Origin of the sequence: Bradyrhizobium sp. TM239 (genome assembly GCF_036247985.1) — a bacterium.
GTDB classification, from domain to species: Bacteria; Pseudomonadota; Alphaproteobacteria; order Rhizobiales; family Xanthobacteraceae; genus Bradyrhizobium; species Bradyrhizobium ottawaense.
In genome coordinates this window covers 46292-58108 of sequence record NZ_BTIR01000007.1, presented here as the reverse complement: position 1 = coordinate 58108, position 11817 = coordinate 46292, and the positions used below count along the sequence as shown (strand labels likewise).

Here is an 11817-nt window from a genome sequence, read left to right as displayed (position 1 = left end):
GAGGAATCTTACCGCATTTCGAGCTGTCGTAGGGTGGGCAAAGCGAAGCGTGCCCACCAATTTGATCCACCCGATGCCAATTGATTGTGGTGGGCACGGCGCGCAAGGGCGCGCCTTTGCCCATCCTACGGCACCGCGCAAAACCTCACGCGTTGAACCAGCCCTGCGCGTCGCCGCTGAACGAGAAATACAGCCCCATCGTCGTCAGCGCACAGGAGACGATCTCGATGGCGCTGTCGAGCTCCATGCCCTTCTCGCCGATGATCTGGCCGAGCGAGATCACCGACAGCACGAGGGCCGCCGCCAGCACCCAGCGCGGCCAGTTCTTGCGCCAATGAGCAGCCAGCCAGACGAAGTAGACCAGGAGCAGGATCATGCCGCCGGCGAGCAAGGTCCCCGTCATGATCATCTGCTCGGTCACCTCGGCATTGGGCGTGCGGTCCTGCACCGCAACCGACAGGGCGTCCAGCATCAAAGATGCATAGAGCAGCGCTTCGAAGCGCCGGACATTGCTGGGCACGCTCATCGGATACCGATCTTTTCTTGGTTATTCTCTCGGAAAGTCCAGGCCCATCTCGCGGTAGCGATCGGGATCGTCGCCCCAGTTCTCGCGCACCTTGACGAACAGGAACAGATGAACCGGCACGTCCAGGATCTGCATCAGCTCCTTGCGCGAGTCCGCGCCGATCGACTTGATGGTGGCGCCGCCCTTGCCGAGCACGATCTTGCGCTGGCTCTCGCGCTCGACGAAGATCGTCTGCTCGATCCGCACCGACTTGTCCTTGCGCTCCTCCCACTTGTCGGTCTCGACCGTGGACTGGTAGGGCAATTCCTGGTGCAGCTTCTGATAGATTTTCTCGCGCGTGATCTCGGCCGCCAGCTGCCGCATCGGCGCGTCCGACATCTGGTCCTCAGGGTAGAGGAACGGACCCGGCGGCACCATCTCGGACAACGTCTTGCGGATGTCGTCGACGCCGTCGCCCGAGATCGCCGCGATCATGAAGGTCTTTGCGAAGGCCATGCGCTCGTTGGCGGCCTGCGCCAACGCCAAGAGCTTCTCGCGCTGGACCAGATCGACCTTGTTGATCACCAGAATCTTCTCGTGCTTCACGCTGGCGACCTTGGTGAGGATCGCTTCGGCCTCCTCGTCGATCCCGGCCTTGGCGTCGAGCAGCACGCAGACGAGGTCGGCGTCATGGGCCCCGCTCCAGGCGGTCGAGACCATGGCGCGGTCGAGCCGGCGCTTGGGCAGGAAGATGCCGGGCGTGTCGACCAGAATGATCTGCGCGTTGTTTTCGATCACGATGCCGCGGATCAGCGCGCGCGTGGTCTGCACCTTGCGCGAGACGATCGTCACCTTGGCCCCGACCAGCGCATTGACCAGCGTGGACTTGCCGACATTCGGCGCGCCAATCAGCGCAACGAAACCGCAGCGCGTCGCAGTGGGCGTCTCGCCGCTTGTTTCAGCCGTCATTGCCGCCGCCAACACCTTCGCGTTCGATCATCACTGAAGCTGCCACCTTCTCTGCCGCGCGCTTGCTGCCGCCGATACCTTCAGCCGGCGCGAGCCCCGGCAGGTCCACCGCGACGCGGAATTGCGGATCGTGGTGCGGGCCGGTGCGCTCGACCTCGCGGTAAACCGGCGTCGGCAGCCCTTTGCCCTGCGCCCATTCCTGCAGCACGGTCTTGGGATCGCGCAAGGGACGGCGCGGCTTGTGCATGCGCTCGGTCCAGTTGCGCTTGACGAACTCGGCCGCCGCCGCGTAGCCGCCGTCGAGGAAGACGGCGCCGATCACGGCCTCGCAGATGTCGCCGAGGATGGACTTGCGCAGGCGCGCGTCGGCGCTGGAGCCGACCGAGCCCAGCTTGATGTCGTCGAGCAGTCCGAGCGACTTGGCGACGTCGGCGCAGCTTTCCTTGCGCACGAGCTCGGCAAGACGCTTGGACAGCTCGCCCTCATCGGCGTTCGGGAAGGCGTGATAGAGCATGTCGGAGACGACGAGCCCGAGCACGTGGTCGCCGAGGAATTCCAGGCGCTGATAGCTGTCGCCGCGCTTGCGCCCGGACTTCAGCGCCGAGACATGCGTGATCGCCTGCATCAGCATATTCGGGTCAGCGAAGCTGTGGCCGATGCGCGCCTCGAGCGCCGCGTTGGCATCGGTACCCTTGGCCTTGCTGCTCCGCGTCCGCTTCTTCTTCGCGGGCGCCTTGCCGTCGGGCGTCTTGATTTCAGGAGTCTTGGTCGCAAGGCTCTTGGTCGCAGCTTCGCCGTCGAGGCCCGCTTGTGCCTCGATCGGTTCGGTCGCGATGTCCTTGGCTTCGTCTTTCATCGGACGATTTTGAAGAAGCGATTCCAGCGCACCGCCCACGGCCAGCGCCAGAACATCCAGGCATGCTCGCCTTCGGCGATGGAGAAGAAGATCATCTGGGCGCGGCCGATCAGATTCTCCTGCGGCACATAGCCGACCTGGCCGAGGAAGCGGCTGTCGGTGGAATTGTCGCGGTTGTCGCCCATCATGAAGAAATGGCCTGACGGCACCGTGTAGACGTTGGTGTTGTCCACGTAGCCGTTGTCGGCGCAATCGAGCGTCTCATAGGACACCCCGTTCGGCAGCGTTTCCTTCCAGCGCTTCACGCGGGAGATGCCGCCACCTTCCGAGCCGCAGGGCTCCTCGCCGACATATTCGCTCATCCGCTGCCGCTCGACCGGCGTGTCGTTGATGTAGAGCAGCCCGTCGCGCATCTGGATGCGATCGCCGGGAAGGCCGATTACGCGCTTGATGTAATCGGTGGAATCGTCCTTCGGCAGGCGAAACACGACGATGTCGCCGCGGTTCGGGTCCGAGCCCCAGATCCGCCCGGAGAACAGCGGCGGCGAGAACGGGATCGAATAGTGGCTGTAGCCGTAGGAATATTTCGACACGAACAGATAGTCGCCAACCAGCAGCGTCGCCTTCATCGAGCCGGACGGGATGTTGAAGGGCTGGAACAGGAAGGTGCGGATCACCAGCGCGATCAGGAGAGCGTGGATCACGACCCGGATCGTTTCACCGACGCCGCTCTCAGTTTTCGTTCCTGAAGTCACGCTCATTGCTCTCTCAATTCCGGCCGGCGATCACAGAGCGCCCTCCTCCCGCGAACGGCCCACCGGTTCGCGGCGCAAGGAGATTGTCCTGATTCTGATAGTGAGGGCCAATTCCGGCGTAAAGCCGAATTTACCCAAGCTGATTTTGTGTCCGCGGACTTTTAGACGGTTGTCGGAGGTCACGCAATCAAGGATCGCATCAAAACTGAATAAGATATTGATTTATAACACAAATCATAAAACCGCCGCCCCCCCTCAGGGTTTCGGCAGCGGGACGGCGGAAATGATGACGAAGGCCTGCGCCAGCGGCCAGTCATCGGTGATCGACAGGTCGATCCGCGCCTCGAACCCCTCCGGGGTCAGGGCCTGGAGCCGGGCCAGCGCTCCGCCGGTCAGCTGCATGGTCGGCCGCCCGCCCGGCAGGTTGACCACCCCCATGTCGCGCCACCAGACGCCGCGCCGGATCCCGGTGCCGAGCGCCTTGGAGCAGGCCTCCTTGGCGGCAAAGCGCTTGGCGTAGGTCGCCACCACCATCTTCTCGTTCTTGGCCCGCCGCTCCGCCTTGGCCCGCTCGGCCGCGGTGAAGATGCGGTCGAGGAAGCGCTCGCCATGGCGCTCGATCACCTTGCCGACGCGGGTGATGTCGATCAGATCGGAGCCGATGCCGATGATCATGCCCGGCTCCGGCCGCGGTCCATCGCTGCGCGCATGCAGCGCACCGTCTCGGCAAGACCCACGAACAGCGCTTCGCCGATCATGTAGTAGCCGATGTTGAGCTCCATGATGTCAGGCAGCGCGGCGATCGTCTCCGCCGTCGCATAGTCGAGCCCGTGGCCGGCATGAACCTCGAGCCCGGCCGCCTTCGCCAGCTTCACGCCCGCCACGATCCGTTGCCATTCGGCCGCGGCCTTTTCGGTGTGGCCGTCGACGACGGCATCGCACCAGGCGCCGGTGTGAATTTCAATCACGGGCGCGCGCAGCCGCGCCGCCATCTCGATCTGGGCGGGGTCCGCGGCGATGAACAGGGAGACCCGAATGCCGGCATCGTTCAGCCGCGCGATATAGGGCGCGAGCGCATTGTGCTGGCCGACCACATCCAGCCCGCCTTCGGTGGTCACTTCCTGCCGGCGCTCCGGCACCAGGCACACCGCGTGCGGCCTGGTGGCGAGCGAGATGCGCATCATGTCGTCGGTCGCCGCCATCTCGAAATTGAGCGGCTTGGAGATCTCGGCCTTCAGCCGCGCCATGTCCTCGTCGCGAATGTGGCGGCGGTCCTCGCGCAAATGGGCGGTGATGCCATCGGCGCCGGCTTCGATCGCGAGCAGCGCCGCCCGCACCGGATCGGGATGGCGGCCACCGCGCGCGTTACGCACGGTTGCGACGTGATCGATATTGACGCCGAGGCGGAGCGGAGTTGCGGGCATTTCAGGACTCACGAAATCGGAGGGAAAGATGCATGCAGGATGCGTCTATCCATTAACACGTTCGACTTTGGCGACGACCGCCTTCGCACGCAGCTGGGCCAGGATCGCGCTCAGATGCTTCAGATCGTAGACTTCGAGGTCGATCGTCGTTTCCGTGAAATCAGGTGAGCGGCGCTGCATGCTGATGTTGTCGATGTTGCCGTCGTGCTCGGCGATCACGGTCGCGATCTGGGCGAGCGCGCCGGGCTCGTTGACGTTCTCGACCCTGATGCGGGCCGGAAAGCGCTGCGGCGCGGAGTCCTCGATGTCCCAGCGGACGTCGAGCCAGCGCTCCGGCTCCTCCTCGAAATCCTTCAGGGCCGGGGCCTGGATCGGGTAGATCGTGATGCCCTCGCCCGGCGTCACGATGCCGACGATGCGGTCGCCCGGCACGGCGCCGCCGTTCGGCGCGAACTTGATCGGCAGGTCGGAATTGATGCCGCGGATCGGGATCGCGACCGGGCTGCGCGGCGGCTCCGACGACTTCTCCTTGAGCTTGGCGGCAAGCCCTTTCTTGACGCCATAGCGCGCGATGCGCTCCTCCTTGTAGTCGGGGTACATCGCCCGCGCGACGTGAGAGGCCTTGATCTCGCCGCGGCCCACAGCCGCCATGACGTCCTCGATCGAGGTTCGCGCCAGCCGCGGCAGCGCGCCCTTGAGCTTGTCGTCGGCATATTCGATCTTGGCGCGCTCGAACAGGCGCTCGACGATGCGCCGGCCGAGGCCGGCATATTGATCGCGCACCGCGGTGCGCGTGGCGCGGCGGATCGCGGCGCGCGCCTTGCCGGTGACCGCGAGCGTTTCCCAGGCCGAGGGCGGCGCCGATTGCGCTTCCGAGGTCAGCACCTCGACCTCGTCGCCGTTCTGCAGCTCCGAGGACAGCGGCGCGAACTGGCCGTTGATCTTGCAGCCCACCGCGCTGTTGCCGACGTCGGTATGCACGGCATAGGCGAAATCGATCACGTTCGCGTGGCGCGGCAGCGCGATCAGCTTGCCCTTCGGGGTGAAGCAGAACACCTGGTCGTGGAACAGCTCGAGCTTGGTGTGCTCGAGGAACTCCTCGGGGTTGGCGCTCTCCGAGAGGATGCCGATGGTGTGGCGCAGCCAGGCGAACGCGTTGGATTCGCGCTTGAGGAATTCGGTCGGCGAGCCGACGCCTTCCTTGTAGAAGACGTGCGCGGCGATGCCGCGCTCGGCGATCTGGTCCATCGCCTCGGTGCGGATCTGCAGCTCGACGCGCTGGTTGCCGGGGCCGATCACCGTGGTGTGGATCGAGCGGTAGTCGTTCTGCTTCGGCGTCGAGATGTAGTCCTTGAAGCGACCCGGCACGACCGGCCAGGTGGTGTGGACGATGCCGAGCGCGCGATAGCAGGCCTCGATGTCGTTGACGACGAGGCGGAAGCCGAAGATGTCGGACAATTGCTCGAAGCCGACCGACTTGCGCTCCATCTTGGTCCAGATCGAGAACGGCTTCTTGCGGCGGCCATAGACCCGCGCGCCCAGGCCCCGGTGGCGCAGATTGTTGGAGAGCTGGTCCTCGATCTCGCCGATCAGATTGCGGTTGCGTTCGGCGAGCGCGTCGAGGCGCTGCATCACCACCGAATAGGCTTCGGGATCGAGGGTGCGGAAGGACAGATCCTCCAGCTCCTCGCGCATTTCCTGCATGCCCATGCGGCCCGCCAGCGGCGCATAGATGTCGAGCGTCTCCTCGGCAATGCGCCTGCGCGATTCCGTCGGCACGAAATCCAGCGTGCGCATGTTGTGCAGGCGGTCGGCGAGCTTGACCAGGAGCACGCGGACATCGTCGGCAATGGCCAGCAACAATTTGCGCAGATTCTCGGCCTGCTTGGCCTCGCGCGACACCAGCTCGAGTCGCTTCAGCTTGGTCAGGCCCTCGACCAGCGCGCCGATCTCCGGCCCGAAGATCTGGTCGATCTCGGCCCGCGTCGCTTCGGTGTCCTCGATGGTGTCGTGGAGCAGCGCGGCCACGATGGTGGCGTCGTCGAGCTTGAGGTCGGTGAGAATCGCTGCCACTTCGAGCGGGTGCGAGAAATACGGATCGCCCGAGGCGCGGGTCTGCGAGCCGTGCGCCTTCATGGCGTAGACATAGGCGCGGTTCAGCAGGTCTTCGTTGGTGTTGGGATTGTAGGACCTGACGCGTTCGACGAGGTCATATTGACGCATCATCCGCGCACGGGGCTTGGCCGGGCGCGCGACCGGCGCAGTCGGGGCCACGGCAACCGATTCGGTTGCGGCCTGCATCTGCGTGGATCTGCGGCGCCGATATACCATCCCGTCCTGCCTTCAAACGAGCCCGAGCCGGCCCGCTGTATACATCTTAGCTCCGATCGCGCTTGTGTCCGATCAATTCGGTGACAGGACGCATCGCCAACGACAACGCTATGGTAACCACGAAAACGTCAACAAAAGCAAAGGCCCGAACAACGGTTCGGGCCTTTGATAAAACCACAAGACATCGACGATCGCGACGGACGATTTACTCGTCTTCCTCGGGCTGCTCCTCGGGAGGCGCGAGGCCTTCGAGACCCTTCAGGAGCTCCTCCTCGGTCATGCGCTCGACGGCGACTTCGGTGTCGTCCGCATCGACGCTCGCGCCCGCGGAACCGATCAGCGGGACCGTATCCGGCTCGGGCTCGTCGACCTCGACGAACTTCTGGAGCGAGTGCACCAGCTCCTCGCGCAGGTCCTCGGGCGAAATGGTCGTGTCGGCAATTTCGCGCAAAGACACAACAGGGTTCTTGTCGTTATCGCGATCAACCGTTAGTTGTGAACCGGACGAAATCATGCGGGCACGGTGGGCGGCCAGCAGGACCAGGTCAAACCGGTTGTCGACCTTGTCGATACAATCTTCTACGGTGACGCGAGCCATGGACTGTCGCTCCGTTGTGGGTGGGACGAAATATGTGGATGATTGGGGCTAGTTATAGGGGCTGGGGCGGTTTCGCAAGGCCAATTTGTGATTTGGCCTCGCCAAACGGCTCTGCTACCCCCACATTGGGGCTGGGATGGGTGGTTTACCGGGCTGCCATCGATGGCGGCGCCGGGTGTATGAAAGTCCGCCATAACTATACCTTGTTTGCCCCGACTTCTCCGGATTTGCGGTTTCGACGGGTTTTAGCGGCACTCTAGAATTGCGCGGCCTCCTGCCGCCGCGCCAACAATAAACGATCAATCACGAACACTACGCGAGCAAACTGAATGTCACCTTCCTCTACCGACAAGATCGCGCTCTTCATCGACGGAGCCAATCTCTACGCGACGGCGAAAACTCTGGGCTTCGACATCGACTACAAGCGCCTGCTGAAGGAGTTTCAGAGCCGCGGCACGCTGCTTCGGGCGTTCTACTACACCGCCATCATCGAGGATCAGGAATACTCCTCGATCCGCCCGCTGATCGACTGGCTGGATTACAACGGCTACACCGTCGTGACCAAGGCGACCAAGGAGTTCATCGACGCCTCCGGCCGCCGCAAGGTCAAGGGCAACATGGACATCGAGCTCGCCGTGGACGCCATGGAGCTTGCCGAGCACATCGACCAGATGGTGCTGTTCTCCGGTGACGGCGACTTCCGCTCGCTGGTCGAGGCCGTGCAGCGCCGCGGCGTGCGGGTCACGGTGATCTCCACCATCGCCAGCCAGCCGCCGATGATCGCCGACGAGCTGCGCCGCCAGGCCGACGTCTTCACCGATCTCGTCGAGCTGCAATCCAAGCTCGGCCGCGATCCGTCCGAACGCCCCGCACCGCGCGACCGCGGCGATCGCGAGGCCCGCCACCACGCCCCGCAATTCCTCCAGCGCGCAACCACGATGGCGCCGAGGGGTGATGACGACTTCGAGGAGTGAGGCGGCCCGGTCAAGCCGCCAGCCTCCCACCGTCGTTCCCGACCGCGATTGTCCGCTCTGTCCGCGTCTGGTCGCCTTTCGTGAGGCGAACCGGGCGCGTGAGCCGTTGTGGCACAATGCACCGGTTGCGCCCTTCGGCGACGTCAAGGCCCGCCTGTTGATCGTCGGCCTCGCGCCGGGGATGCAGGGCGCCAACCGCACGGGACGGCCGTTCACCGGCGATTATGCCGGTGACCTGCTCTACGCCACGCTGCTCGAATATGGCTTTGCCAAGGGCACCTATCAGGCGCGTCCCGATGACGGCCTGAAGCTGGTCGACTGCCGGATCGCCAATGCCGTGCATTGCGTTCCGCCGCAGAACAAGCCGCTGCCGGTGGAGATCAACACCTGCCGGCAGTTTCTGGTGGCGAATCTCGAGACGATGCCGAAGCTGCGCGCGATCATCGCGCTCGGGCGAATTGCGCACGACAGCGTGCTCAAGCCGCTGAAGCTCAAGGCCTCCCAGGCTCCCTTCGGCCACGGCGCCGTGCATCAGGCCGGCGCGTTCAGGCTCTACGACAGCTATCACTGCTCGCGCTACAACACGAACACCGGCGTGCTGACGCCGGACATGTTCCGCTCGGTGTTCGCGAAGGTGAAGGCTGATCTCGATTAGCGCCCTGCTTCAGGCTTGGGCCGGATTGGCTTTCAGCCAGTCCAGCACATCGCCGGCGTTCCGGTCGGGCGGAAACACCGGATAGAACACGTGCGTGATGCGGGCGTCGTCGACGATCAGCGCAAGGCGCTTGATCAACGTCAGGCCCGCGACCTCCATCGTCGGCAGATTGAGGGCGCGCGTCAGCGCCAGCTTCTCGTCCGACAGCACGGGGAACGGCAGATGCAGCCGTGACGCCATCTCGGTCTGGTATTCGTTGCTCTGGGTCGAGAGGCCGAACACGTAGGAGGCGCCGGCGCCCTTCAGCTCGGCGAACAGATCGCGAAATGCGCAAGTCTGCGGCGTGCAACCGCGCGCACCCGGGATCATGTCCCAATCGTCGACCAACGAAATCTTGCCGGGCTCGCCCGTGCGGGGATAAGCGAACACCACGGTCCGGCCGCGCAGCGCCGAGAGCGTCACCGAGGTGTCGTCGGTCGCGAGCAGGCCGATCGGCGGCAACGTCATGCCGGTCAGATGCGCGGCGGCGCCGTCGTCTTCGGGTGCGGGAATCTGGCTCCAATCGACCTCGAGCAGGTTCCGTTGGTTCATCTCGCTATCCCCTCGCCCGCATCAGGCGGCCCTTCTCACGGCTCCAGTCGCGCTTCTTCTCGGTCTCGCGCTTGTCGTGGAGCTTCTTGCCCTTTGCAACCGCCAGCTGCAATTTGGCGCGACCACGCTCGTTGAAATAGAGCTTGAGCGGGATCAGCGTCATGCCCTCGCGGTCGACGGCGCCCATCAGTTTGTTGATCTGCCGGCGATGCAGCAGCAGCTTTCGCGGCCGCTTAGGCTCGTGGTTGAAGCGGTTGCCTTGCAGATATTCGGGAATGGTGGCGTTGATCAGCCAGATCTCGCCGTCCTTGGAATCGGCATAGGACTCCGCGATCGTGCTCTTGCCGTTGCGGATCGACTTGACCTCGGTGCCGGTCAGCGCAATCCCCGCCTCGATCGTATCCTCGATCGCATAGTTGAAGCGGGCCTTGCGATTTTCCGCCATGACCTTGATCGGACGTTCGTTCTTTTCAGCCATGGCGACGAAACCTGAGCGCGATGCGCAGCGATGCTAACAGTTTGGATGAAGCGCGCGCGTCACTTCTTGAGGAGATCGCGGATCTCGGTCAGCAGCACGACCTCCGCCGACGGCTTCGGCGGCTCCGCGGGCTTGGCCTCTTCCTTCCTCTTCAGCGTGTTGATGGCGCGGATCACCAGGAACAGCACGAAGGCGACGATGATGAAGTTGATCGTCAGCGTCAGGAAGCTACCGTAAGCAAGTACGGCGCCTTGCTTTTTCGCATCCGCTAAGTTGGTGGCGGTCACCGCCTTCGACAAGGGGGCGAAGTAGTTCGAGAAGTCGAGGCCGCCCGTCGCGGCACCGATGATCGGCATGATGATGTCGCCGACCAGCGAGGTGACGATGGCGCCGAAGGCCGCACCGATGATGACGCCGACCGCGAGATCGACGACGTTGCCCTTCATGGCGAATTCGCGGAACTCCGTGAGCATCCGCCTGCCCTTCTCGTCGACGCTCATGAACGGCCTCCCCGATTGGTCAACCCATCAGTTGATCAACCCAGCATGAACCATCGCACTGCGCACGGCAACGCGGGTCGGCTCGGAAACCGGCACCATCGGCAGCCGTAACGTCTCGTCGAGCTTGCCGAGCAGCGACATCGCGTACTTGATCGGCGCCGGGTTGCTCTCGATGAAGAGATTGTTGTGCAGCGGCATCAGCTTGTCGTGAATCTTCAGCGCGGTGGCATGGTCACCCTTCGCCCAGGCGGCCTGGAACTCCGAGCACAGGCGCGGCGCGACGTTCGAGGTCACCGAGATGCAGCCGTGGCCGCCATGCGCCATGTAGCCGATGATGGTCGCGTCCTCGCCAGAGAGCTGGTTGAAATCCTCGCCCATCGCCGCACGCTGCTGCGACACGCGCACCATGCTGGCGGTGGCGTCCTTGACCCCGGCGATGTTCTTCAGCTCCCACAGCCGCTTCATGGTGTCGACCGACATGTCGATCACCGAGCGCGGCGGGATGTTGTAGATGATGATCGGAATGCCGATTGCGTCGTTGATGGCCTTGAAGTGCTGGTACATGCCTTCCTGGGTCGGCTTGTTGTAGTAAGGCGTCACCACCAGCACGGCATCCGCGCCCGCCTTCTCGGCGTGCTGGGCGAGCTCGATCGCCTCCTTGGTCGAGTTGGAGCCTGCACCCGCGATCACAGGCACGCGGCCCTTGGCTTCAGCGATGCACCATTCGACGACCTTCTTGTGCTCGTCATGGCTGAGCGTCGGGCTCTCGCCGGTGGTGCCGACCGGGACCAGGCCGTTGGTGCCCTCCGAAATCTGCCAGTTGACCAGGGATCGGAATGCCGCCTCGTCCAGCGAGCCGTTCTTGAACGGCGTGACCAAGGCGGTGAACGACCCCCGGAATTTCGTCTTGGCTGCCATGGACTTCCTCCGTACGCGGCTATCTCTCGAGCAAGCCCCTTTCATATCGAGTCTATCCCGCCGGTAAAAGGCCCGCTTCCGTGTGACGCACTGTTTAGGCCGCGATTTTGCCGCGGTGGTGGTGCAAACCGGCCCGAAGTAAGCGGCTGTTGGTATTTTGTCCGCATATTCAATCAAATACAGCTAGATCTTGAGCCACTTGACTGATTCGGGGCGACGAAACGCCGTGACCTCATTCCCTCGTGCCGTTTGGCGATCCACCG

General features: G+C 63.9%; 14 protein-coding genes. 2 read left to right on the top strand and 12 right to left on the bottom strand.

What is annotated here, in order from left to right; all coding sequences use genetic code 11:
- Positions 1 to 145 precede the first annotated feature (145 nt).
- The 8 genes from AABA84_RS12840 to rpoZ all read right to left on the bottom strand — a co-directional run bounded on the left by AABA84_RS12840 (position 146) and on the right by rpoZ (position 7438).
- On the bottom strand, positions 146 to 526 hold the full coding sequence (locus AABA84_RS12840) for a hypothetical protein (protein ID WP_212244965.1): 381 nt from the start codon (positions 524 to 526) through the stop codon (positions 146 to 148).
- A 21-nt stretch (positions 527 to 547) separates the two neighbouring features.
- Positions 548 to 1474: a GTPase Era gene (gene era, locus AABA84_RS12835; RefSeq protein WP_338312226.1), complete on the bottom strand. Its 927-nt coding sequence runs from the start codon at positions 1472 to 1474 to the stop codon at positions 548 to 550.
- The gene (gene rnc, locus AABA84_RS12830; RefSeq protein ID WP_338307827.1) at positions 1464 to 2330 is read right to left on the bottom strand and encodes a ribonuclease III; all 867 of its coding nucleotides are present in this window, start codon (positions 2328 to 2330) and stop codon (positions 1464 to 1466) included. Before rnc ends, era begins: the two co-directional genes overlap by 11 nt.
- Entirely contained in the window at positions 2327 to 3091 is a 765-nt protein-coding gene (gene lepB, locus AABA84_RS12825; protein ID WP_028144380.1) for a signal peptidase I, read from the bottom strand. Before lepB ends, rnc begins: the two co-directional genes overlap by 4 nt.
- Before the next feature lie 249 nt (positions 3092 to 3340).
- On the bottom strand, positions 3341 to 3760 hold the full coding sequence (acpS, locus tag AABA84_RS12820; RefSeq protein WP_028144381.1) for a holo-ACP synthase: 420 nt from the start codon (positions 3758 to 3760) through the stop codon (positions 3341 to 3343).
- A complete protein-coding gene (locus AABA84_RS12815) occupies positions 3757 to 4509 on the bottom strand; it encodes a pyridoxine 5'-phosphate synthase (RefSeq protein ID WP_338307825.1) in 753 nt (250 codons plus the stop codon). Before AABA84_RS12815 ends, acpS begins: the two co-directional genes overlap by 4 nt.
- 45 nt (positions 4510 to 4554) lie before the next feature.
- Positions 4555 to 6840: a RelA/SpoT family protein gene (locus AABA84_RS12810; RefSeq protein ID WP_212244980.1), complete on the bottom strand. Its 2286-nt coding sequence runs from the start codon at positions 6838 to 6840 to the stop codon at positions 4555 to 4557.
- A gap of 205 nt (positions 6841 to 7045) precedes the next feature.
- Entirely contained in the window at positions 7046 to 7438 is a 393-nt protein-coding gene (gene rpoZ, locus AABA84_RS12805) for a DNA-directed RNA polymerase subunit omega (protein WP_008133017.1), read from the bottom strand.
- A 329-nt stretch (positions 7439 to 7767) separates the two neighbouring features.
- Here rpoZ and AABA84_RS12800 point away from each other — a divergent pair, with 329 nt between their 5' ends.
- Positions 7768 to 8412, top strand: a complete 645-nt coding sequence (locus tag AABA84_RS12800) for a LabA-like NYN domain-containing protein (RefSeq protein ID WP_018320007.1) — start codon at positions 7768 to 7770, stop codon at positions 8410 to 8412.
- The gene (locus AABA84_RS12795; protein ID WP_338312225.1) at positions 8393 to 9067 is read left to right on the top strand and encodes a uracil-DNA glycosylase; all 675 of its coding nucleotides are present in this window, start codon (positions 8393 to 8395) and stop codon (positions 9065 to 9067) included. Before AABA84_RS12800 ends, AABA84_RS12795 begins: the two co-directional genes overlap by 20 nt.
- Before the next feature lie 9 nt (positions 9068 to 9076).
- Here AABA84_RS12795 and AABA84_RS12790 read toward each other — a convergent pair whose 3' ends face one another.
- Genes AABA84_RS12790 through dapA form a run of 4 tightly spaced genes read right to left on the bottom strand, consistent with a single transcriptional unit; the run spans position 9077 to position 11554 of the window.
- Entirely contained in the window at positions 9077 to 9658 is a 582-nt protein-coding gene (locus AABA84_RS12790) for a peroxiredoxin (RefSeq protein WP_338312224.1), read from the bottom strand.
- A 4-nt stretch (positions 9659 to 9662) separates the two neighbouring features.
- Positions 9663 to 10136: an SsrA-binding protein SmpB gene (gene smpB / locus AABA84_RS12785; RefSeq protein WP_018320004.1), complete on the bottom strand. Its 474-nt coding sequence runs from the start codon at positions 10134 to 10136 to the stop codon at positions 9663 to 9665.
- Between the two features lie 59 nt (positions 10137 to 10195).
- On the bottom strand, positions 10196 to 10609 hold the full coding sequence (gene mscL / locus AABA84_RS12780) for a large conductance mechanosensitive channel protein MscL (RefSeq protein ID WP_212245286.1): 414 nt from the start codon (positions 10607 to 10609) through the stop codon (positions 10196 to 10198).
- Positions 10610 to 10663: 54 nt separating this feature from the next.
- Positions 10664 to 11554, bottom strand: coding sequence for a 4-hydroxy-tetrahydrodipicolinate synthase (gene dapA, locus AABA84_RS12775; RefSeq protein WP_018320002.1), 891 nt, complete (start codon positions 11552 to 11554; stop codon positions 10664 to 10666).
- Positions 11555 to 11817 lie beyond the last annotated feature (263 nt).

Excerpts from the sequence above, each read along its gene's own strand:
- AABA84_RS12840 (WP_212244965.1), bottom strand. The coding sequence starts at position 526 with ATGAGCGTGCCCAGCAATGTCCGGCGCTTCGAAGCGCTGCTCTATGCA.
- era (WP_338312226.1), bottom strand. The coding sequence starts at position 1,474 with ATGACGGCTGAAACAAGCGGCGAGACGCCCACTGCGACGCGCTGCGGT.
- rnc (WP_338307827.1), bottom strand. The coding sequence starts at position 2,330 with ATGAAAGACGAAGCCAAGGACATCGCGACCGAACCGATCGAGGCACAA.
- lepB (WP_028144380.1), bottom strand. The coding sequence starts at position 3,091 with ATGAGCGTGACTTCAGGAACGAAAACTGAGAGCGGCGTCGGTGAAACG.
- acpS (WP_028144381.1), bottom strand. The coding sequence starts at position 3,760 with ATGATCATCGGCATCGGCTCCGATCTGATCGACATCACCCGCGTCGGC.
- AABA84_RS12815 (WP_338307825.1), bottom strand. The coding sequence starts at position 4,509 with ATGCCCGCAACTCCGCTCCGCCTCGGCGTCAATATCGATCACGTCGCA.
- AABA84_RS12810 (WP_212244980.1), bottom strand. The coding sequence starts at position 6,840 with ATGGTATATCGGCGCCGCAGATCCACGCAGATGCAGGCCGCAACCGAA.
- rpoZ (WP_008133017.1), bottom strand. The coding sequence starts at position 7,438 with ATGGCTCGCGTCACCGTAGAAGATTGTATCGACAAGGTCGACAACCGG.
- AABA84_RS12800 (WP_018320007.1), top strand. The coding sequence starts at position 7,768 with ATGTCACCTTCCTCTACCGACAAGATCGCGCTCTTCATCGACGGAGCC.
- AABA84_RS12795 (WP_338312225.1), top strand. The coding sequence starts at position 8,393 with ATGACGACTTCGAGGAGTGAGGCGGCCCGGTCAAGCCGCCAGCCTCCC.
- AABA84_RS12790 (WP_338312224.1), bottom strand. The coding sequence starts at position 9,658 with ATGAACCAACGGAACCTGCTCGAGGTCGATTGGAGCCAGATTCCCGCA.
- smpB (WP_018320004.1), bottom strand. The coding sequence starts at position 10,136 with ATGGCTGAAAAGAACGAACGTCCGATCAAGGTCATGGCGGAAAATCGC.
- mscL (WP_212245286.1), bottom strand. The coding sequence starts at position 10,609 with ATGCTCACGGAGTTCCGCGAATTCGCCATGAAGGGCAACGTCGTCGAT.
- dapA (WP_018320002.1), bottom strand. The coding sequence starts at position 11,554 with ATGGCAGCCAAGACGAAATTCCGGGGGTCGTTCACCGCCTTGGTCACG.